Raw genomic sequence first — 23239 nt, forward strand, 5'->3', positions numbered from 1 at the left:
TAAATCAAATAGATAGATAAATAATCAGATTTAAAAAGATTCCGACTATATAGAAAATTATCTTGAATTATATTTTAGTATTATCTTTAAAACAATGATAAAAAAACCTTTCACTTTAAAAAGTGAAAGGTTTAACAGACCTTCTACAGCTCGCCTCTCTTCAACATTCCCTGCTTTTTCAAATTCACAAGTAAAATTGAAATCGCAGCCGGGGTAATACCTGAAATGCGGCTTGCTTGTCCGATTGAAACTGGGCGATGTTGCATTAATTTTGCTCGGACCTCATTAGATAAGCTATCTACTTTGTCGTAATCAAACTCCGGTGGAATTTGCGTATTTTCGTGGCGGCGGTGGCGTTCAATTTCGTTATATTGATGCTCAATGTAACCTTGATATTTAATCGCAATTTCCACTTGCTCTGCCGCTTGTTTATCTTCTAACGCCGGAGCAAAGAGTGGCACTTGGGTGAGTTTTTCATAGCTCATTTCCGGACGGCGTAATAAATCCTCACCGCTGGCTTCACGGGTGAGTGGAGAACTAACTAACGCATTAACGGCAGCTAAATGCTCTGATTGTGGATGAATCCAAATCTGTTTTAAACGCTCGCGCTCTTTTTCAATATTTTCCATCTTTTGATTAAAACGAACCCAACGAGCTTCATCAATTAATCCAAGCTTGTGAGCAATCGGCGTTAAGCGGATATCTGCATTGTCTTCACGCAGTAATAAACGGTATTCCGCACGAGAAGTAAATACACGATAAGGCTCTTTAGTGCCAAGTGTGCAAAGATCATCTACCAATACGCCTGTATAAGCTAAATCACGGGTTGGGAACCAAGCCTCTTTGCCTTGCACTTGTAATGCCGCGTTAATCCCGGCTAACAAACCTTGAGCTGCCGCTTCTTCATAGCCGGTTGTTCCATTAATTTGCCCGGCAAAGAACAAGCCGTCAATTGCTTTGGTTTCAAGTGTTGGTTTTAAATCACGTGGGTCAAAATAGTCATATTCAATAGCATAGCCCGGCTTGATAATGCGGGTGTTTTCTAACCCTTTCATTGAATTTACAATCCCCATTTGTACATCAAACGGCAAGCTGGTTGAAATACCGTTAGGATAAACTTCGATGGTATTTAAGCCTTCCGGTTCAAGATAAATTTGGTGACTATTGCGATCGGCAAAACGCATTACTTTATCTTCAATAGACGGGCAATAACGTGGGCCAATCCCCTCAATAATTCCGGTATACATCGGACTACGATCTAAATTTGAACGAATCACATCATGTGTTTGCTCATTAGTATGCGTAATGTAGCAAGGAATTTGACGAGGATGATTTTCAACCGATCCCATAAAAGACATTACGGGTAATACATCATCGCCGTGTTGTTTTGCTAATACATCAAAATTAATGGTACGAGCGTCTAATCGTGGCGGTGTACCTGTTTTTAAGCGATCAACACGCAAATTAAGATCACGCAAACGATCCGCCAACATAGTCGCTGCCGGATCACCTGCTCGACCACCGGCATAGTTATCTAAACCAATATGGATCTTACCCGCCAAAAAAGTGCCTGCTGTTAGTACTACCGAGCGAGATTTAAAAACTAATCCCATTTTAGTTACAGCACCCACAGCACGATTATTTTCAACTAAAATATCGACCACTTCTTGTTGGAAAATATCTAAATTTTCTTGGTTTTCTAACGCTGTACGCACTGCATTGCGGTAAAGCACACGGTCGGCTTGCGCACGGGTAGCTCGCACAGCCGGGCCTTTAGAACTGTTTAATGTGCGAAATTGGATCCCTGCAAAGTCGGTAGCAATCGCCATTAAACCACCCATTGCGTCAATCTCTTTCACTAAATGCCCTTTGCCGATACCACCAATAGCAGGATTACACGACATTTGACCTAGAGTATCAACATTATGTGTTAAAAGTAAGGTTTTTAACCCCATTCTAGCCGGCGCAAGTGCTGCTTCAGTACCCGCGTGTCCGCCACCTACGACAATAACATCGTAAATCTGGTTATAAATCATATATAGCCTATTTATCTGAATCTAATTTCTAAAAATAATCGGCTATTTTACCTTAAAAAAGGAGGAGCTGGGAAATAGATTTTAAAGAGGAAAAGATCAAACTTAAGTGAACTAAATATAAAAGAGATCTATATAAAGATCTTTATTGCTATTCTTATTAGATCCTCTTATTTTTGTGTATAAAGGATCTTCCTTTTACAAAACAATAAGTTAGATCTCTTTTTATAGGTGTATAGCGCAATTAATTTAGAGATCTAACTTGTGGATAAAAAGTTAAGTTATCCACAGAGTATATTTTTTGTTAAGTTTTTATAGAATAAATACCAAATAATTCAGACTTTTCCCATAACTTATCCACATGAGGTGTGTCACGCTTTTTAAGGGAAATTTATTTTTTTCGGTTTCTAGAGTAAAATTTCGCTTAAATTGTTATTTAGTCAATGTGCAAAAATGTTAGAAAAAACCACCGCTTGTCCTTGCCAATCAGGTAAAAATTACTCAGAGTGTTGCCAACCTTTTCATTTGAAAAAGCTCTTTCCGGAAAGTGCCGAGCAACTTATGCGTTCACGTTATAGTGCTTATACGTTAGTGAATATTCCTTATATTGTAGAAACGACGGTCCCTAGCCAGCAGGCTTTGCTTGATCAAGCTGCTATGAAAGAGTGGGGAGAGACGACTTGTTGGATGGGATTAGAAATTGTGAATCATCTACCTTATATTTCTAAAATTCACAGTAAAGTTGAGTTTAAAGCGTTTTTTGCAACGCAGGAAGGTAAACAAGAGCATCACGAAAACTCGTTGTTTGTCCAAATTAATGATAGATGGTTTTTTGTTGATCCAACCGTTCCTTTACCTTCAAAAAAGCAAAATTGCTTATGTGGTTCAGATAAAAAATTTAAACATTGTTGTGGTTATTATCTTTAATTTATATGGAACTCTTTTTTGATTGGCTTGACTAAATAAAGGAATTTAATCACTTACCAAGAGGGACAAAAAAATGGATTTCAGCAAGATTTTAAACCAAGTGTTAGATACAGCAAAAGATGCTGCAACAAATGGCTTAATTAAAGGTAATACTAAAAACGATCAAATCGCTAAAATTGGCGGAGGAGCCGCAGCTCTTGGATTAATTTCAATGCTTTTTGGTCGTAATGGCGGATCAAGTTTAGCTAAATTAGGCTCTCTAGCAGCACTTGGTAGCCTTGCTTACCAAGCCTATCAAAAATACCAAGCTCAAAATGCATCAGCATCTGAGTTAAGTCAAAACAGTTTTGAAAATGTTGATGCTAATGCGGCAAGTAAAGTTATTTTACAAGCGATGATTGCAGCAGCAGCGGCCGATGGTGCTATTACGGAAGATGAAAAGGCTACGATTATTTCACAAGTATCACAAGATGCTGAAATATTGGAGTGGATTAGCCAAGAGATGAATAATCCGGCTAGTGTGGAAGAAATTGCCCGCCAAGTTGGAAATAATCAAGCTTTAGCCACTCAAGTTTACTTGGCAGCTCGTGCGGTATGTACAAACTTAGAACGTAAAGAAATTGTATTTTTAGCTAATTTAGCAAATGCATTAGGTTTACCGGATGCTTTAGTTGAACAATTAGAGAAAGATGCCGGTTTCTAATCTAGAACTATTTTAGATGCAAGCGGTTATATTTTGAGAGTTTTTTGCAAAAAACTTGTGAAATATGACCGCTTGTTCTTTTTATATAAAAACGAAATAAAATATTACTTTCTAGCAACCGTTTGCCCGTTTTTTATTTGATAACTAGATCACAAAAAAGTAAATAAAGCCTTTTAAATAAAGGCTCTTTGGGCTAATCTAGAAGGGATATATTTAATTACATTAGGAGTAAAAAGATGACTATTTTTCAAGTTGCCCAAAATTGGTTAGCGCAAGACCCGGATGCGGAAACCCGTGCAGAGTTAGAGAAGCTAATCACAGCTGCACAATCTGATGAACAAGCGAAAGCAGAATTAACTTCTCGTTTTGATGGTCGCCTACAGTTTGGTACAGCAGGGCTACGTGGTAGATTGCAGGCCGGCTCTCAGGGAATGAACCGTGTATTGGTCGCTCAAGCTGCCGGCGGTTTAGCTGAATTTGTAAAAGGTTATGATAAAGAGCCTTCGATTGTAATTGGTTATGATGGGCGTAAAAATTCAGATGTGTTTGCTCGTGATACCGCAGAAATTATGGCAGCGGCCGGCATTAAAACTTATTTATTACCTCGCAAATTACCTACCCCGGTGCTTGCTTTTGCAATTCAATATTTTGATACCACAGCAGGTGTAATGGTAACCGCAAGTCATAACCCACCGGAAGATAATGGCTATAAAGTCTATTTAGGTAAAGCAAATGGTGGGGGGCAGATTGTTTCCCCTGCTGATAAAGAAATTGCTGCTTTAATTGATAAAGTGGCAAGCGGTGATATTAGAGATTTACCTCGTAGCCAAGAGTTTACTGTGTTAGATGATGAGGTGGTTAATGCTTACATTGAAAAAACAGCTTCTCTAGCAAAACAGCCAAAAGCAGAGATTAATTATGTGTATACCGCAATGCATGGTGTAGGCTATGAAGTATTAAGTAAAACATTAGAGAAAGCCGGCTTACCTCAACCGCATTTGGTGACAGAGCAAATTCAACCGGACGGTTCATTCCCGACCGTAAACTTCCCTAACCCGGAAGAAAAAGGTGCTCTTGATTTAGCGATTAAATTAGCAAAAGAGAAAAATGCAGAATTTATCATTGCTAATGACCCTGATGCTGACCGTTTAGCAGTTGCTGTTCCGGATAGTGAAGGTAATTGGAAGCCTCTTCATGGTAATGTGATTGGCTGTTTCTTAGGTTGGTATTTAGCAAAACAATTCCAAGCGCAGGGTAAAAAAGGTGTATTGGCTTGTTCATTAGTGTCTTCTCCAGCTTTAGCCGAAATTGCGAAAAAATATGGTTTGAACTCAGAAGAAACTTTAACTGGCTTTAAATATATCGGTAAAGTTGAAAATCTCTTATTTGGCTTTGAAGAAGCCTTAGGTTATTTAGTTGACCCGGATAAAGTACGCGATAAAGATGGTATTTCAGCAGCAATTACTTTCTTAGATTTGGTATGTAGCTTAAAACAAGAAGGTAAAACAATAGCAGATTATACGGCTGAGTTTGTGAAAGAATTTGGTGCTTATGTAAGCGGTCAAATTTCAATAAGAGTTTGCGATTTAGCCGAAATCGGTAAATTGATGGCTGCATTACGCAGTACTCCTCCAGCTGAAATTGGTGGTTTTAAAGTAACTGAATTTATCGATCATACGAAAACAGAACGCAAAAATGATATTTTAGTTTTCATTTTAGAAAACGGCAGTCGTTTAATTGTTCGCCCTTCCGGTACAGAGCCAAAAATTAAATTCTATTTGGATGCTAAAGGAACTGATGCCGAAAATGCGGAACTTGTATTAGCTCAGTTTGATGAAAGTGTACGTTCGCTTCTTCGTCAAGAGCAATACGGAAAACAAGATTGTTAATTTAAGTTTTGGGCGAACATAGTTCGCCCATTTATTTTGTGATCTCTCTCACAGTTCTAAAAATAAACAATTGCAACTGCTCATTTTTTAGCTAAAAATATTAAACATAAGTTTAGAAATATAAACTTATGTTTATTGGAGGCTATGATATGACTGATAATGAGCGTGTTATTTTTGAACTTATTCGTCAAAATCCTTTTATTTCTCAACAAGATATTGCCGATAAAGTGGCGCTTTCTCGTCCTGCTGTGGCAAATATTATTTCAAGTCTGGTAAAAAAAGAATATTTGCTTGGTAAAGCTTATGTGTTTAACGAGCGAAATTCTGTGGTCTGTATTGGGGCTGCAAACCTTGATAAAAAAATTAAAACAAATCATGAATTACAAGGTTATACCTCTAATCCTATTACATCCAAAGTTTCTATTGGGGGCGTAGTTCGCAATATCGCTGAGAACTTAGGTCGTTTAGAACAAAATGTGATTTTAATTTCAGCGGTTGGAAATGATCCTGAATGGTCTCGTATAAAAACACTATCCTCGCCTTTTATGAATACGGAATCAGTAATTATGATCGAGGGGCAATCAACAGGTTATTATACCGCACTTCTTGATATTGATGGTGAAATGTATTTAGGCTTAGCAGATATGTCTATTTATGATCATTTCAAACCAGAACTTCTCATAAAGCAACAACAGTATTTACGCAACGCAAAATGTTTAGTTGTTGATTTAAATTGCCCTAAAGAAACCGTTGAATTTTTATGTGCTTATGCACAAAAACAACAGGTTAAATTAGTCATTATTGCGGTATCAGAACCTAAAATGAAAAACTTACCTAAACAGCTTTTGGGTGTGGATTGTTTGTTTCTTAATAAAGGAGAACTTGGCTCATTTGTTGGGCGAGTGCTGGATTCGGAAGATAAGCTAAAAGAGGCTGTAAACGACGTTTTAGATTGTGGGGTAAAACAGGTTATTCTCACATTAGGTTCAAAAGGTGTGTTATTGGCGACTAAAAATAGTTATAGATGGTATCCGGTAAAACCGTTGGAACCTTCGAAAGTGATTGATGTAACAGGTGCCGGAGATTCTTTTAGTGCGGCATTTATTGATGCATGGTTGCAAGGTGAAAACGAACAAAAATGTGTTCTAGCCGGTATGACGAATGCTTATTACACCATTCAATCTGAATTTACGGTTCGAACAAATTTAACCAAAGCACAATTACAAACTGAAATGGAGAACTTTTATGAATAAGTACTTAGTTTTATCACAAGAAGTTAAAGAAGGTATGGCAAAAGGTTTACCAATTGTTGCATTAGAATCAACGATTATCTCTCACGGTATGCCTTATCCGCAAAATGTAAAAATGGCTCGAGAAGTTGAGCAAATTATACGTGATAACGGCGCTGTGCCTGCAACTATAGCGATTGTTGATGGCAAAATTAAAATTGGTTTATCTGACGATGAATTGGAAATGTTTGGTAGTAGTAAAGGAATTGCAAAGGTATCACGTCGGGATTTAGCTGAAATTGTCGCCTCAAAACGTTTAGGTGCAACAACAGTTGCCACCACTATGATCGCAGCAGAGCTTGCAGGGATTAAATTTTTTGTAACCGGTGGCTTAGGTGGAGTTCACCGTGGCTGGGAACATAATTTAGATATTTCAGCTGATTTAGATGAGTTTGCTCAAACAAATGTTACCGTTATTTGTGCTGGGGCAAAATCGATTTTAGATCTTCCTGCAACATTAGAATATTTAGAAACTAAAGGTGTGCCTGTTATTGGTTATAAAACGAAAAACCTACCAGCCTTCTTTTGTCGAGACAGCGGCTTACCACTACCACTTTCATCAGATGACTTACAACACATTGCCAATACGATTAAAACTAAATGGGAATTAGGGTTAAAAGGAGGTGTGGTTGTTGCAAATCCTATTCCTGAAGAATACGCGTTAGCGCCTGAATACATTGATGGCATTATTGCAAAGGCGGTTAAAGAAGCCGAGGAGAAAGGCGTTGTCGGCAAGGAGATTACACCATTCTTATTAGGTAAGATTGTTGAAATGACAGGTGGTAAAAGCTTAGAGGCTAATATTCATTTAGTCAAAAATAACGCTAAAGTTGGCGCTCAACTTGCAGTGAGTTATTTCAATTTAAAACATTAAAGAGAGAATGACTAATTCTCTTTTTTATATAATTAAGGAGAAAATAATGGCTCAAAAAATTATTTTAGATTGTGATCCCGGGCATGATGATGCGATTGCGATGATGTTAGCATGGGGAAATCCAAATATTGATTTATTAGCGGTAACCACTGTTGTTGGAAATCAAACGTTAGAAAAAGTGTCTCGTAACGCACTTGCAGTTGCAGAAATTGCCAATATTCGAAATATTCCCTTTGCGAAAGGCTGCCCTCACCCACTTGTGAGAGAAGTGGAAAATGCCCCTGATATTCATGGTGATTCGGGAATGGATGGACCCAAATTACCCGAACCTACTCAACAATTTTCAGACCAGCATGCAGCCAATTTAATTATTGATTTAGTAATGTCGCACCCAGAAAAAAGCATTACTTTAGTGCCAACAGGTGGATTAACTAATATAGCGTTAGCTGCACGGTTAGAGCCTCGTATTATTGAGCGAGTAAAAGAGGTTGTGTTGATGGGAGGCGGTTATCACACCGGTAACTGGAGTGCGGTTGCAGAATTTAACATTAAAATTGACCCGGAAGCTGCTCATATTGTTTTTAATGCCGGTTGGAAGGTTACAATGGTAGGATTAGATCTTACCCACCAAGCATTAGCTACGCCTGATGTTGTTGAACGCTTTGCTGCACTCAACACTAAACCGGGGCAATTTGTGGTGGAGTTGCTCGAATTTTTCGGCAAAATGTATAAACAAGCCCAAGATTTTGATGCCCCTCCGGTACACGATGCCTGTGCTGTCGCCTATGTGATTGACCCAAGTTTAATTGAAGTACAACAAGTGCCGGTTAATATTGAATTAACAGGAACTCACACCTTAGGAATGACCGTTGCTGATTTCCGTTATCCGCTAAAACCTTGCAATACTTGGGTAGCAAAAAAATTGGATAAAGCGCGTTTCTGGAATTTGGTAATCGACTCGGTGAAAAATCTCGGCTAAAAACAGTTAAGCGTTGGTATATTCCGCTTTATCATCTAACCAACGCTTAACTAATGCCTGTGCAAGCGGTGGATTTTCGACAAGAATTTGCTTAGCGTAGTGCTGAACAAGCGGAATCATTTTGCGATCTCGCATTAAATCAGCCACCTTAAATTCTGCCATCCCGGTCTGTTTTGTACCTAAAATTTCCCCTGTGCCACGAATTTCTAAATCTTTTTCTGCTATATAAAAACCATCTTGGCTATCTCGCATTACTTGTAAACGCTTGCCTGAAATTTTACCCAGTGGCGGTTTATACATTAGCACACAATGGGAAGCGGTAGCCCCCCGTCCAACCCGCCCGCGCAACTGATGAAGTTGAGCAAGCCCTAAACGCTCGGAATTTTCAATAATCATCAGGCTGGCATTCGGCACATCAACTCCCACTTCAATAACCGTGGTAGCAACTAACAAATCTAATTCTGCTGCTTTAAACGAAGCCATAATTTCTTGTTTTTCCTGTGGCTTCATTCGCCCGTGTACTAATCCAATGCGTAAATCCGGCAAGGCTCGTTGCAAATCTTCAGCAATCGCTGCTGCGGCTTGAGCCTCTAATACTTCCGATTCATCAATTAAAGTACACACCCAATAGGCTTGGCGATTTTCTTTTTTACAGGCTTGATAAACCCGTTGCACAATTTCTGCTCGTCTATCTTCAGAAATCACCACGGTGGTAATAGGTGTTCGCCCCGGGGGGAGTTCATCAATAATCGAAGTATCCAAATCGGCATAAACCGTCATTGCTAATGTTCTTGGAATCGGGGTTGCTGTCATAATAAGCTGGTGTGGATAAATGTCCTGCCCGTTAGCATTTTTCGCCCCTTTTTCACGCAGTGTTAAACGTTGATGCACGCCGAAACGGTGTTGCTCATCAATAATCACTAAGGCTAAATGGTGAAATTCCACTGCCTCTTGGAACAGTGCGTGTGTGCCGATGATCATCTGCACCTCGCCGTTTTTAATGGCTTCAAGTTGAACGGTTCTTGCTTTGCCTTTCACTTTACCGGCAAGCCAGCCGACTTCTATCCCAAATGGTTTAAGCCAGTTGGCAAAGTTATTAGCGTGCTGTTCAGCAAGAATTTCAGTTGGAGCCATCAGGGCAACCTGTTTGCCGTTATCAATCGCTAACAGAGCAGCCAAAGCCGCAACCAGCGTTTTTCCTGAACCCACATCGCCTTGCACTAATCGCATCATTGGTGAAGGCCGAGCTAAATCACGCTCAATATCCGCTGTTACTCGGCTTTGGGCATTGGTTGGCTTGAATGGTAGGCTTGTTAAAAAGCGATCTTTCAAATCTGTTTTGTAGGTCAGTGGCTCGGCAAATTGTTGTTTCACGCCTAAACGAAGCTGTTGCATCGCTAAATTATGAGCAAGCAGTTCTTCAAAAATCAGCCGTTTTTGAGCGGGATGGCCACCTTTTTCTAAGATCTCTGCTGAAATAGTTGGTGGTGGGCGGTGCAATAATTGCAAGGCTTCTTTAAGACTATATTTATGTGGATTGTATTCATCTGGCAACAGTTCTGCCACTTTAACATTATTTAATACCGCCAAGGCCTGCTCAGTCATTTTGCGTAATGATGCCTGTTTCAAGCCTTCGGTAGTAGAATAAATCGGCGTGAGTGTTTCCGCCAATTCAAGCGGTTGATTATTGCGGATAATTTGATATTCAGGGTGATGAATTTCCGCCATAAAACGCCCACGTTTTACCTCGCCAAAGGCTTTTACCCGAACGCCTGTAGCAAGGCTGTTTTTCATTCCTGCATTGAAGTTAAAGAATTTGAGCATAATTTTGCTTGTACCGTCCGATAACGTTACAGACAAAATAGGGCGTTTACCAAACTGCACTTCTGTTAATTGCACATAACCTTCAATGGTGCAGTAACTTTCAGGGCGAACATCGGCAATCGGTGTAATGCGAGTACGATCTTCATATCTCATCGGCAGATGAAATAACAAATCTTGCACGTTATTAATACCTATACGGCTTAATTTTTCGGCGATTGCCGCACCAACACCCGAAAGGGCGGTTAAAGGTATGCCATCTAATAATTGTTCACTCATTATTTTATAGGGTTAGCTTCATCAATTTAATGATAATTTACCACCAATCGGGAAATTATGAATGAAGAATTTTGCAAAAAAACTTGAAAATTTGACCGCTTGCCCCATCTATTTTACGTTTTTAATTCAAAAGGAATAGATGATAAAATGAGCCAAAATCAAGAAACCCATGGCTTCCAATCCGAAGTCAAACAGCTTTTACAACTGATGATCCACTCGCTCTACTCCAACAAGGAAATTTTCCTACGCGAGCTGATTTCTAACGCCTCCGATGCAGCGGACAAACTGCGTTTTAAAGCTCTGTCTGAACCGTCTTTATATGAAGGCGATGGTGAGTTGCGTGTACGTGTGTCGATTGATGAAACGCTTGGCACTATTACTATTGCCGATAACGGTATCGGTATGACTCGTGAGCAGGTGATCGACCACTTAGGGACGATTGCTAAATCCGGCACCAAAGAATTTTTAAATGAACTCGGCTCCGATCAAGCCAAAGACAGCCAGCTTATCGGGCAGTTCGGCGTAGGCTTCTACTCTTCATTTATCGTGGCGGACAAAGTCACAGTCAAAACCCGTGCTGCTGGTCTACCAGCCAATCAAGGCGTGATTTGGGAATCAGCAGGCGAGGGAGAGTATTCCGTTGCCGATATTGAAAAAGCTGATCGAGGAACCGAAGTGATTTTACACCTGCGTGAGGACGAAAAAGAATTCCTGAGCGAGTGGCGTTTGCGTGAAATCATCGGCAAATACTCCGACCATATCGGGCTGGCGGTGGAAATTCAAACCAACGAATACGATGACGAAGGTAAAACAAGCGGTCAAAAATGGGAAAAAATTAACAAAGCTCAAGCCCTTTGGACGAGATCGAAAAATGAGATTTCAGACGAGGAATATAAAGAGTTCTACAAGCACATCAGCCACGATTTTGCCGACCCGTTGCTTTGGTCGCATAACAAAGTGGAAGGCAAACAGGAGTACACCAGCCTGCTGTATGTGCCGAGCAAAGCCCCATGGGATCTGTTCCAACGTGAGCAAAAACACGGTTTGAAACTCTACGTTCAGCGTGTGTTTATTATGGACGACGCCGAAGTCTTTATGCCGAACTACCTGCGTTTTATGCGAGGCTTGCTCGACACCAACGACCTGCCGCTTAACGTCAGCCGTGAAATTCTGCAAGAGAATAAAGTGACCCAATCGCTGCGTTCTGCACTCACCAAACGTGCTTTACAGCTTTTGGAAAAACTGGCAAAAGACGATGCGGAAAAATACGCCCAATTCTGGCAAGCGTTCGGCTTGGTGCTGAAAGAGGGCGTGGGTGAAGATTTTGCGAACAAGCAACAGGTGGCAGGCTTGCTCCGTTTTGCTTCAACGCACTCAGACAGTAGCGAACAAGCGGTCAGTTTTGCCGATTATATTGCAAGAATGAAAGAGGGGCAGAAAGCGATCTACTTCTTAACTGCCGACAGCTATAGTGCTGCCAAAAACAGTCCACATTTAGAGCTATTTAACAAAAAAGGCATTGAAGTATTACTGCTTTCCGACCGCATTGATGAGTGGTTAATCAGTCATCTTACCGAATTTGACGGTAAACCGTTGCAAAGCATTACCAAGTCGGATTTAGACTTAGGCGACCTTGCCGACAAAGCGGAAGAAGAAACCCAAAAAGCCCAAGAGGCAGAATTTGGCTCATTCTTAGAGCGAGCGAAAGGCTACTTTGGCGAGCGTGTCAAAAACGTGGTGCTGACTCATCGCTTAACCGATACACCGGCAGTAGTTTCAACCGATAGCGATGAAATGACTACCCAAATGGCAAAACTCTTTGCCGCAATGGGGCAACAAGCACCGGAAGTGAAATATACTTTCGAGCTAAACCCGGATCACACTATGGTGAAAAAAGTCGCGGATATTGCCGATGAAGCTGAGTTCAACGACTGGATCGAACTGCTGTTTGAACAAGCCTTACTTGCCGAACGTGGCACGCTGGAAAACCCAACGGCGTTTATTAAGCGAATTAACAAACTTTTAAATTAAAAAAGTGCAATTAAAAAAATCCACCTTCAATAAAGGTGGATTTTTTCGTTAATAAATAAAATTTTTTATTATTTCTTATTTGTTTCCGGATTTTTTTCCGCTTTTTGCTCTCTTTGACCTTCTAAAGATTGCTCCTCCGGAGTTGCTTGTTCTTTATGTGGTTTTGGTTCTTTTTGACCTACAGCTTTCGATAATTCTTCAGGTGTTGTTTGTTGAACCAATGGTTTTGGTTCAGGTTTTGTTGATTCTGTAGTACTTTTTGGAATCGCTTGAGTCTCCGGTTTTTGTTCATTCGCTAGTGTTTTTGAACCTTCCTGTTTTTCGGTAGATGGTACTTGATTTGTTTGAGGAAGATCGGATGGTTGCTGCTGTTGCTGGCCTTCTAGTGATTGTTCTTCAGGCAAGGCTTGCTGCTCGCTTGGTTGCGGAGTTTGTTGTGTTTCTTTTGCTTGCTGAACAGATTCCTCTTTAGTTACAGGTGGTAGGGGTTCTGCTTGTTTCAGTTGCAGTTCTTTATGTTGTTCTGCTATTTGTTGAGATTGCTGAGACTCTGTTTTTACCGGTTCAACAGACCCTGCTTTTTCTTCTTTTTTCTCATTATTGCCGACAAGATAAGTGCCACCAATCAATGCTACCAGAACCAGTGCAATTAATAAAAATACTCTAGCCATTGTCTCTCTCCTCAATTGAATTTTTCTTATCCTAACATTTTTTGAACTCACTATACAACAAGCGATCTGTTTTAAGTAAAAATTTGCAAAAAATAAAATTGACTATTTATGAAGCAATGGGTGTTTGAGTGTTATCCAGCGTGTGGCGTAAAATCAAACAGATTCTCCTTGTTAAAATACAAATAACGGCTTACAAGCGGTTATTTTTTTATAGGATTTTGCAAAATTTTCTGAAAATCTAACCGCTTTGTTTTAAAATAGACAAATTTTTCAAGCTTTTAAAATTACAAGAGATAGGAATAGCAATGCGTACAAGTCAGTATTTATTTTCGACCCTGAAAGAAACTCCGAACGATGCTCAGGTGGTAAGCCATCAATTAATGTTGCGTGCTGGGATGATTCGCCCGATGGCATCAGGTTTATACAACTGGTTGCCAACCGGGATTCGTGTGTTGAAAAAAGTGGAAAATATCATTCGTGAAGAGATGAACAAAGGCGGGGCGATTGAGGTATTAATGCCGGTGGTTCAACCTGCGGAATTATGGGTGGAATCCGGTCGTTGGAACGATTATGGTCCAGAATTGCTACGTTTTAAAGATCGTGGTGAGCGTGATTTCGTGCTTGGCCCAACACACGAAGAAGTGATTACTGATTTGGTTCGCCGTGAAGTCTCTTCATACAAACAACTTCCGTTGAATCTTTACCAAATCCAAACTAAATTCCGTGATGAAGTTCGTCCACGTTTCGGCGTAATGCGTTCGCGTGAATTTGTGATGAAAGATGCGTACTCTTTCCACACTGATAAAGAGAGCCTACAAGAAACTTATGATGTGATGTATCAAGTTTACAGCAACATCTTTACTCGTCTTGGCTTAGATTTCCGTGCTGTACAGGCGGATACCGGTTCAATTGGTGGTTCGGCTTCGCACGAGTTCCAAGTGCTAGCCTCAAGTGGTGAAGATGATGTGGTTTTCTCAACCGAATCAGATTTCGCTGCAAATATCGAATTAGCTGAAGCGATTGCAGTCGGTGAACGTCAAGCTCCAACCGCTGAAATGCAATTAGTAGATACGCCAAATGCTAAAACCATTGCTGAATTAGTGGAAAATCACGGTTTAGCGATTGAAAAAACGGTGAAAACCTTGATTGTAAAAGGCTCAACTGAAGAACAACCGCTTATCGCTTTAGTGATTCGTGGTGATCACGATTTAAACGAAATCAAAGCCCAAAAACATCCGTTAGTGGCAGACCCGCTTGAATTTGCTGATGAAGCGGATATTAAAGCCAAAATTGGGGCAAGCGTGGGTTCACTTGGTGTTATCAATATGCCAATTCCTGTTGTTATTGACCGCTCAGTGGCGTTAATGTCTGATTTTGGTTGTGGGGCGAACATTGACGGCAAACACTATTTTAATGTGAACTGGGAACGTGATGTGGCAATGCCGGAAGTATTTGACTTGCGTAATGTGGTAGAAGGTGACCCGAGCCCGGACGGTAAAGGTACACTTCAAATCAAACGCGGTATCGAAGTGGGGCATATTTTCCAATTAGGTAAAAAATATTCTGAAGCAATGAAAGCGACCGTGCAAGGCGAAGACGGTAAACCGCTTGTGATGACAATGGGTTGTTATGGTATTGGTGTAACTCGTGTGGTGGCGGCTGCAATTGAACAGCATCACGATGAGCGTGGCATTATCTGGCCAAGTGATGAAATTGCGCCATTTACGGTGGCGATTGTGCCGATGAATATGCACAAATCTGAAAGCGTTCAGGCGTTTGCAGAAGAGCTTTATTCAACATTAAAAGCTCAAGGCGTGGATGTTATTTTTGATGATCGTAAAGAACGCCCGGGCGTGATGTTTGCGGATATGGAATTAATCGGTGTGCCACATATGGTGGTAATCGGTGAGAAAAACCTTGAAAACGGTGAAATTGAATACAAAAACCGCCGTAATGGTGAAAAACAAATGATCGCTAAAGACCGCTTGTTAGATTTCTTAAAAGAGAACGTAAAAGCGTAATTTGAAAATTTGTACACAAAAATGACCGCTTGTATTCGCTACAAGCGGTTTTTTACTAAAAATAGGCTAAAACTTATTTTTGCAAAATAGTTTTTATTAATAACGCCAATGCAGCCGCGTCATCAACAAGCCCTAGTGGACCTAATATGGCTTCAGGTAAAATATCAACCGGACTAAACATATAAACTAAGATAATAGCAATTTTAATCCACTTTATTTTATCCGTTTTAGCTTTATTCATTTTGCCAACCTATAACTTTTCGATAAAAGAGGGTAACCATTCCTCTGCAGTTGCATCATGATCGAAATTATTTGTTACATCAATGCGTAACGATTCACACACTTGGTTTGCGCTTTTTGCCTTAAGAGACTCTTCCACAATATTTACTGCATTGCAGAACGTATCATAATCCGAACTACCTAAGCCGATTACGCCAAATTTCATTGAGCTGAAATCTGCTGAACTGATGGCTAAATCATTAAAAAGTGGTTGGATATTATCCGGCAACTCTCCCGCACCGTGGGTAGAGGTTACCACAATTAAATGAGCTTTCCCTTCAATATCTGAGAGGGTTGCTTGGTTAAATAATTCCACTTTAAAACCTTGGCTGCTTAATACCTCATTAATATGATCGGCAACATATTCTGCCCCGCCTAAGGTACTGCCGGTAATAATGCAAATAGATGTCATAGAAAATCTCTTGTTAGAAATAGTTGAGAATATTCTAGCGAAGATGGGGCGGTTTGCAAATTATTCTTTTCCCCTTACTTATATAGATATAGGAAATATAGTTTTTCAATATAGTATACCTGTAAAATTATTTGAGAAAAAATGATCGGGAATTTGCGAATAAAAGTGTAAATCTGGCACAATTTCACGATGAAACACTACTAGGAAAATTGGGGAATAATTTATCTGGTGGACAACTCCAACGGTTCTTTATTACTCCCTGTACAAAAAGCCAAAAATATTATTTATGGACGAGGCTACAAGCTTTTAGATGAGAAAAATAAGAGAAAAATTAATGAGGCGATATCAAAATTAGCGATTACAAGGGGGTTAGTGGCTCATCGAAAATCCACAGTAGAAAGTATAGATAGAAATGTAAATCTGTGAACTAGAACACATTTTTTACTTAAAAACAAGAGTATTATAAGTATCAGTTTAACAACATAAAAAAGGAGGAATAATTGCCGCAATATTTAAAAATTGTTCTTATGACCATCACAGCAATTGTCATGAATGGTTATTTAACATCTCTTGGCATTGATACCGTATATAGATTTATCATAGCTATTCCAATAATATGGCTTGTAGTATGGCTGTTAGAGAAAATCACAACCTACTTTAAAAAGTAAGGAGAAATGATTAAATAGATAAAGAGCATTTAATATTTTTTCAAATCTTTCAGAAAAATTAGTTTTATACTGGTAATATAATTCACAAATTTGGATTGAAATTTTTTACAAAAAAGCACCTTGAGTGAGAAATCACATCAAGGTGCAAAGGTTTTATTTATTGTTCAGGAAATTAAAGAAATTTCGCTTTTAACTCTTTCACAACCGCTTTTTGTTGTGCGTTGAGTTCTTTGGTCATTGGCTCACGGCAGTAGCCTGCTTGTACGCCTTCTTCTTCCAATAATCCTTTGATGGTTTGATATAAACCGTTGCCTAAAATACCTTCGATTAAATCATTAGTCACATTTTGAATTTCAAACGCTTCTTTGATTTTACCTTGTTGCGCCAATTCAAAGATTTGACGTGCACGAACGCCGTTTACGTTGAAGGTTGAACCGATTGCACCATCAATGCCCAATACTGCTGCCGGTAACATCATTTCATCGAAACCTGCATAGATTAAGTGGTTCGGGAATGCTTTACGTAAACGCTCTAATAGGTAGAAATCGCCCGCGGTGAATTTCACACCGATGATTTTTTCGTTTTGGAATAATTCAGCAAATTGAGCCACACCGATGTTTACGCCGGTTAAGAACGGGATAGAGTAAACGATCATCGGGCTTCCGGTTTCACGAATGATGGTTTCGTAGAAATTTTTGATTTCCGGGAAGCTGAATTTGTAGTAGAACGGCGTGACCGCTGATAATGCGTCATAACCTAATGAAGTTGCATATTTACCTAACTCCACCGCTTCTTTTAGGTTTACACTTCCTACTTGTGCGATTAACGCGATTTCATCTTTCGCTTCATCTTTTGCAATGCGGAAAATTTCTTTTTTCTCTTCGGTTGAAAGCATAAAGTTTTCGCCGGTTGAACCACCTACGTATAAACCATCCACTTTCATCTTATCGATGTTGTGGCGGATAATTTGGCGTAAACCTTTTTCATTGATGGTGCCGTCTTCGTTGAAAGAAACGAGTAACGCACTAAAAATACCTTTTAAATTTTTCATTTGAATCTCCAAAATAAGAGTTTGGTTAAAGAGTTAATCCTTGTTTAATGCGATTTTCCGCCCAATATGCTGCACCGATTAAGCCGGCATCTTGTCCGGATTTTGCCTTTTCTAATGCACACTGATAAACAGTAGGCATTTCTGATAAGTAACGTTGAACAAGTGGTAAATACCCTTCCGCTAAACCTACGCTACCGCCTAAAACCACTTTTTGTATATCTAAACTGATTTTTAAATCAGCAATTAAGTTTGCAATTGCTTTTGCAGATTTTTCGACTAATTCGACCGCTTGTGGGTTACCTTGTCTAAAGCGTTCAAACACTTCTTTTGGTGAACAAGGGTTTTCCCATTTGCTTGAAACTGCTTCAATCGCACGGCCGGCAGCAACGGCTTCTACACAACCGATACGGCCACAACCACAAACAGGGCCGTTGGGATCAGACAACGTATGACCTATATGTCCGGCAATACCATTTGGGCCGGTTTGTAATTCACCGTTTAAAATAATGCCACCACCGACACCGGTAGAAACGGTAATAAAAACAAAATTTTTAACCGCTTGCGGAGGTTCAAATAAATATTCTGCACAGACAGCAGCTTGTACATCATTTAATAAACCAATCGGTTTATCGGTATGGCGTGCAATGCTCTCTTTAAGTGGGAACTCCGCTAATCCGCCCAAGTTTTTAGGATTCAATGCGGTGAGCACACCTTGATTAATAATGCCTGTTGAGGCAACAGCAATAAAATCAAACTGCCCTTGGTAACCTTGTATAATCTCTTTTATGGCTTGGTGTAAACTTTCTACCTGATCTTCTTGCGGTCTGTCGGTTGGTGTTTGAATTTGCTTACGTTGCTCCACTTGGTTGTTGTAAACAATAGCGGTCGCAATTTTGGTGCCACCAATATCTATGGCTAAACAACGCATACGCTTACCTCTATTTTTGTACTGATTTTACCGAATCGGCAAACCAGCTCACGATATGCTCTAAGCGCGTTAAAGCTGAACCAACCGTTACGTAATCCGCGCCGATTTCGATTGCCACTTTGGCTAATTCAGGAGTGTTATAACGACCTTCTGCCATTACATTACAGCCTGCCGCTTTTAAATCTTTTACTAATTGATAATCCGGCTCATCGGGAACTGGGCCGCCTGTATAGCCAGACATTGTACTGCCGACAATATCAAATCCTAACTGTTGGCAATGCAAGCCTTCTTCCAGATTTGAGCAATCAGCCATCGCTAAGCAACCTTTTTCATGAATACGTTTTACCGCATCTTCAATGCTAACAGGACGAGCGCGGAATGTGCCATCTACGGCAATAATATCCGCACCGGCTTCGGCTAAGGCATCAATATCTTCTAAGAAAGGGGTAATACGGACAGGAGAGTCAGGTAAATCACGCTTTACAATACCGATAATCGGCACTTCAACCGCCGCACGGGTAGCTTTTAAATTATCTATTCCCTCAATGCGAATACCTTTAGCTCCACCAATCACTGAAGCTTTGGCCATTGCGGCAACAATTTCAGGTTTATCCATCGGACCATCATCTACAGGTTGACAAGAGGCAATAAGTCCGTTTTGAATTTTGTTTAAAATAGTATCACGAGATAGTTTTGACATAACAGTTCCTTTTTTTAGATTTCAAAAGGTAGTCAATGGACTAGATTTTGGTGTGAAGAAATACTCCAAATAATTATACTTTAATAAATATTTACTACAAACAGAAAAATGGAAAAATGTGAGATAGGTCTCATTTTTTATAAAAAATGAGATGTTTGTGCGAGTGAAAATGAAAAAAGCAGTTGTTTCCAACTGCTTTTAGTATTTGGCGGAAGTGCATGGGAGTCGAACCCACCCGAGAACGCTGGCGTCCTCAACAGGATTTGAAATCCTGCCACCTCACCGGAGATGACGCACTTCCGAATGTCTGGCAATATTGTACTTTATTTATTAGAATTGTCCAAAATATTCTCTTAATAATAAATTTTATGCAGCCATTATTCCGACAAATTCCTTCTCTCGACTTACTATTGAAAAAGCCGCAAGCGGTCGAATTATGCCAAAATTTTGCATATTCTACGGTAGTAGATCAAGCTCGATTATTGATTAACCAAGCTCGTCAACTTATTGCTGAACAGCAGGTTGTCCCCTCTTTTATTCGCGATGAAAATGAATTTTTCCGCAAATTGGAGCAGAAGCTTAAATCTTTAAGTTCGGTTGATATTAAAACGGTATTTAACTTAACCGGCACGGTGCTGCATACTAATTTAGGGCGAGGTTTATGGTCGGAAAAAGCGGTTGAGGCTGCCACTAATGCAATGAGAAATAATGTGGCATTGGAATTTGATATTGCTGAGGGCAAACGCTCGCATCGAGATAATTATATCTCTGAGCTAATGCAACAACTCACGGGAGCAGAAGCAGCTTGTGTGGTGAATAATAATGCAGCAGCGGTGTTGTTAATGTTGGCAACTTTTGCTCAAGGCAAAGAAGTAATTGTTTCCCGTGGTGAATTGGTGGAAATTGGAGGTGCTTTCCGTATTCCTGATATTATGGCTCAAGCAGGCTGTAAGTTAGTAGAAGTTGGTACCACCAATCGCACGCATTTAAAAGATTATCGTAACGCGATCACCGAAAATACCGCCTTTTTAATGAAAGTTCATACCAGTAATTACCATATTGAGGGCTTTACCAGTTCCGTATCTGAAGAAGAATTGGTGGCATTAGGTAAAGAGTTCAATTTGCCTGTGGTGAGCGATTTAGGCAGCGGCTCACTTACCGATATGCAGGCCTTAAATTTACCGACAGAACCGATGGTGCAACAAAAAATTTCTGCCGGCGTGAGCTTGGTTTCATTTTCGGGTGATAAACTTCTTGGTGGCCCACAGGCAGGGATTATTGTTGGTAGTCGAGAGATGATCCAACAATTGCAACAACACCCATTAAAACGAGTGCTACGTTGCGATAAAGTGATTTTATCTGCCCTTGAAGCCACGCTTCGCCACTATTTATTCCCTGAAAAAATTGCAACTGAGCTGCCAACTTTCAATTTACTCACCCAATCGGTGGAAGTGCTACAAACTAAAGCTGAACGGTTAAAAGATGTGTTAAGCAAGCGGTTAAATTCCCACTATATTTTGCAAATTGAATCCAGCCTCGCCCAAATCGGCAGTGGAGCCTTACCGAAAGAAACTCTGCCTTCGGTAGCTGTCATTATTTCCGCGGAAAAACAGAGTGATTTGATTGCTTTAGAGAAGCAATTTAAAACCTTCCCAAGCCCGATTATCGGACGATTCTCCGCTCAAAAATTCTGGCTGGATTTAAGATCGGTGGCGGAGTTTGAAAAGTTAATAGAAATGTTGGAGATAAAATGATTTTTGTAACCGCAGGCCATGTCGATCACGGCAAAACCTCTCTTTTAAAAGCCTTAACAGGCAAAGATACTACTCACTTACCCGAAGAACAAAAACGTGGGTTAACTATTGATTTGGGGTATGCTTATTTGCCTGTTGAAAATGATATTTTAGGATTTATTGATGTGCCGGGGCATCAGCTTTTTTTATCGAATATGCTTGCGGGGCTTGGTGGGATTAATCACGCTTTGTTGGTGATTTCTGCTGAGGAAGGCATTAAACCTCAAACTGAGGAGCATTTGGATATTTTACGCTTGCTGAATTTCCAACATATTATGGTGGTGATTACTAAAGCCGATCGGGTGGAAGAAGCTCAAATTTCACAATTAATTGAAAGCATCAAAAGCCAATATCCATTTCTGGCAGACTCGAAAACTTTTATTACTTCAGCGAAAACAGCTCAAGGTATTGAGGAATTAAAGGCTTATTTAATCGAGCTAAATCAACAAAGTCATGCCATTCAAAAACCGTTCCGCTATGCAATTGACCGTGTATTTAATGTTAAAGGTGCAGGTTTGGTGGTAACCGGCACAACAGTTTCGGGGCAAGTCAGTGAGGGGGATGAACTGTTTTTATCGAGTGGTAAAAAACTGAGAGTAAAAGCCATTCATGCACAAAACAGCCCTTCAAACACAGGCTATGCCGGGCAGCGTTTGGCGTTAAATATTGCTAATGTGGAAAAAGAGGATATTCAGCGAGGCGATTGGATTACCGAGCTTGAGCCGAAATTTGCCACCGACCGCATTACCGTTTTGCTTACCGCAAATCAGACGTTAAAAGAAAACAGTATTGTGCATATTTACCACTTTGCATCTCATATTACCGGCAAATTGAATTTGCTTGAGGTAAAACAAGCGGTCAAAAATCGGCAATATTTTGCAGAAGTGATTTTGGATGAAGCTTTGCATATTGCTGTGGGTGATAAACTTATTTTACGCAGTGGTGATGACAGCCAAACTTTTGCTGGGGCTGAAGTGCTGGAAATCGATTCCCCGAAACGGCATAAACGTAGTGATGAGCGTTTGGCATTTGTAAAAAATTTAGCAAAAACAACCGCTTGCCATGATTTTACAGCACGAGTGAACTTGTGCTTACAAAACCGTGCGAAAGAATTGTCGGCACTTCAATGGTTTGAACAATGCTTTGCTGAGGATATTGCGGTACTGGGTTTTAATACTTCCTCAAAATGGGTGTTTAATTCTGAATTTAAAATGCAAGCTCAGCAAAAAGTGTTAGAAAAAATGGCGGAATATCACGGGCACCACCAAGATCAAATAGGGGTAACCAAAGCCCGTTTATATCGTATTGCGTTACTGGATTTACCCGAAAATCTGGCAAATCAATTTATTGATGATTTAGTCGAGCAAAAACAACTTACCAACAGCCGTGGCTGGTTGCATTTGCCGGCTCATCGCATTGAATTTGATGAGGAAGAATTGCAACTTTGGCAGAGAATTCGGCCGCTTTTTGAAGCGACAAACCAAGCTCTTTGGGTGCGAGATATTGCAAGTTCATTATCTGTTGATGAGACAAAAATGCGAAATTTACTCTATAAAGCCGGGAAGCTGGGTTATTTGATTCCTATCGTAAAAGATAGATTTTTATTAATTGAGCAGATAGAAGCTTTTGCTCAATTAATAAAATCGTTTATTCAAGAGAATGGCGCTATTTCGGTTAATCAGTTGCGAGATCAATTAAATTATGGACGAAAGCTTACGGTTCAGTTGATTGAGTATTTCGACCGTTCCGGTTTTTTAAGACGGAAAGGTGATGTGCATTTGTTGCGTGATAGTGAAACTTTTTAGCCATACTTATTTTGATTATAAAAAATAATTTTACTAATTAGAAAATCTATGCTAAAAACTTGGAGCTAAGAGGCAAATGCAACTCA

18 protein-coding genes and 1 tRNA gene are annotated in these 23239 nt (G+C 40.0%); 10 read left to right on the forward strand and 9 right to left on the reverse strand.

Annotated features, from left to right (window positions below):
* Positions 1-143 precede the first annotated feature (143 nt).
* Entirely contained in the window at positions 144-2036 is a 1893-nt protein-coding gene (gene mnmG / locus A6B41_RS00470) for a tRNA uridine-5-carboxymethylaminomethyl(34) synthesis enzyme MnmG (RefSeq protein ID WP_027073510.1), read from the reverse strand.
* Positions 2037-2486: 450 nt separating this feature from the next.
* Here mnmG and A6B41_RS00475 point away from each other — a divergent pair, with 450 nt between their 5' ends.
* From A6B41_RS00475 to uriH, 6 genes are all read left to right on the forward strand, one after another.
* Positions 2487-2960: a YchJ family protein gene (locus A6B41_RS00475; protein ID WP_027073509.1), complete on the forward strand. Its 474-nt coding sequence runs from the start codon at positions 2487-2489 to the stop codon at positions 2958-2960.
* A gap of 73 nt (positions 2961-3033) precedes the next feature.
* Positions 3034-3663 carry a tellurite resistance TerB family protein gene (locus A6B41_RS00480; protein WP_027073508.1) on the forward strand — a complete coding sequence of 210 codons (630 nt, stop codon included), beginning with the start codon at positions 3034-3036 and terminating at the stop codon, positions 3661-3663.
* A 236-nt stretch (positions 3664-3899) separates the two neighbouring features.
* Entirely contained in the window at positions 3900-5552 is a 1653-nt protein-coding gene (locus A6B41_RS00485) for a phospho-sugar mutase (protein ID WP_027073507.1), read from the forward strand.
* A gap of 149 nt (positions 5553-5701) precedes the next feature.
* The gene (locus A6B41_RS00490; RefSeq protein ID WP_027073506.1) at positions 5702-6805 is read left to right on the forward strand and encodes a carbohydrate kinase; all 1104 of its coding nucleotides are present in this window, start codon (positions 5702-5704) and stop codon (positions 6803-6805) included.
* Complete coding sequence (locus A6B41_RS00495) at positions 6798-7715, forward strand: pseudouridine-5'-phosphate glycosidase (protein WP_027073505.1); 918 nt, start codon at positions 6798-6800, stop codon at positions 7713-7715. Before A6B41_RS00490 ends, A6B41_RS00495 begins: the two co-directional genes overlap by 8 nt.
* Positions 7716-7761: 46 nt before the next feature.
* Positions 7762-8694 carry a uridine-preferring nucleoside hydrolase UriH gene (uriH, locus tag A6B41_RS00500; protein ID WP_027073504.1) on the forward strand — a complete coding sequence of 311 codons (933 nt, stop codon included), beginning with the start codon at positions 7762-7764 and terminating at the stop codon, positions 8692-8694.
* Between the two features lie 6 nt (positions 8695-8700).
* On the opposite strand, the gene recG is transcribed toward uriH, so the two are convergent.
* A complete protein-coding gene (recG, locus tag A6B41_RS00505; protein ID WP_027073503.1) occupies positions 8701-10794 on the reverse strand; it encodes an ATP-dependent DNA helicase RecG in 2094 nt (697 codons plus the stop codon).
* 147 nt (positions 10795-10941) lie between these two features.
* Between recG and htpG the strand changes: the two genes are divergently transcribed.
* Complete coding sequence (htpG, locus tag A6B41_RS00510; protein ID WP_027073502.1) at positions 10942-12825, forward strand: molecular chaperone HtpG; 1884 nt, start codon at positions 10942-10944, stop codon at positions 12823-12825.
* Positions 12826-12893: 68 nt separating this feature from the next.
* On the opposite strand, the gene A6B41_RS00515 is transcribed toward htpG, so the two are convergent.
* Positions 12894-13496 (reverse strand): hypothetical protein, encoded by a 603-nt coding sequence (locus A6B41_RS00515; RefSeq protein ID WP_027073501.1) that lies wholly within the window; start codon positions 13494-13496, stop codon positions 12894-12896.
* Positions 13497-13801: 305 nt separating this feature from the next.
* On the opposite strand from A6B41_RS00515, the gene proS reads away from it, so the two are divergent.
* Positions 13802-15517: a proline--tRNA ligase gene (proS, locus tag A6B41_RS00520; protein WP_027073500.1), complete on the forward strand. Its 1716-nt coding sequence runs from the start codon at positions 13802-13804 to the stop codon at positions 15515-15517.
* Between the two features lie 73 nt (positions 15518-15590).
* Here proS and A6B41_RS00525 read toward each other — a convergent pair whose 3' ends face one another.
* The 6 genes from A6B41_RS00525 to A6B41_RS00550 all read right to left on the reverse strand — a co-directional run bounded on the left by A6B41_RS00525 (position 15591) and on the right by A6B41_RS00550 (position 19856).
* A complete protein-coding gene (locus A6B41_RS00525) occupies positions 15591-15758 on the reverse strand; it encodes a DUF1232 domain-containing protein (protein WP_080686571.1) in 168 nt (55 codons plus the stop codon).
* Positions 15759-15767: 9 nt separating this feature from the next.
* Entirely contained in the window at positions 15768-16208 is a 441-nt protein-coding gene (gene mioC, locus A6B41_RS00530; protein ID WP_027073499.1) for an FMN-binding protein MioC, read from the reverse strand.
* Between the two features lie 840 nt (positions 16209-17048).
* Positions 17049-17927 carry an N-acetylneuraminate lyase gene (nanA, locus tag A6B41_RS00535; RefSeq protein ID WP_027073498.1) on the reverse strand — a complete coding sequence of 293 codons (879 nt, stop codon included), beginning with the start codon at positions 17925-17927 and terminating at the stop codon, positions 17049-17051.
* A 25-nt stretch (positions 17928-17952) separates the two neighbouring features.
* Positions 17953-18855: an N-acetylmannosamine kinase gene (locus A6B41_RS00540; RefSeq protein WP_027073497.1), complete on the reverse strand. Its 903-nt coding sequence runs from the start codon at positions 18853-18855 to the stop codon at positions 17953-17955.
* Positions 18856-18865: 10 nt separating this feature from the next.
* On the reverse strand, positions 18866-19555 hold the full coding sequence (locus A6B41_RS00545; RefSeq protein WP_027073496.1) for an N-acetylmannosamine-6-phosphate 2-epimerase: 690 nt from the start codon (positions 19553-19555) through the stop codon (positions 18866-18868).
* Between the two features lie 206 nt (positions 19556-19761).
* Positions 19762-19856, reverse strand: a tRNA-Sec gene (locus tag A6B41_RS00550).
* A gap of 67 nt (positions 19857-19923) precedes the next feature.
* On the opposite strand from A6B41_RS00550, the gene selA reads away from it, so the two are divergent.
* Together selA and selB are read left to right on the forward strand one after the other, a co-directional pair.
* Positions 19924-21309 carry an L-seryl-tRNA(Sec) selenium transferase gene (gene selA / locus A6B41_RS00555; protein ID WP_027073495.1) on the forward strand — a complete coding sequence of 462 codons (1386 nt, stop codon included), beginning with the start codon at positions 19924-19926 and terminating at the stop codon, positions 21307-21309.
* A complete protein-coding gene (gene selB / locus A6B41_RS00560) occupies positions 21306-23153 on the forward strand; it encodes a selenocysteine-specific translation elongation factor (RefSeq protein ID WP_027073494.1) in 1848 nt (615 codons plus the stop codon). Before selA ends, selB begins: the two co-directional genes overlap by 4 nt.
* Positions 23154-23239 lie beyond the last annotated feature (86 nt).

Source organism: Mannheimia granulomatis (assembly GCF_013377255.1).
GTDB classification, from domain to species: Bacteria; Pseudomonadota; Gammaproteobacteria; order Enterobacterales; family Pasteurellaceae; genus Mannheimia; species Mannheimia granulomatis.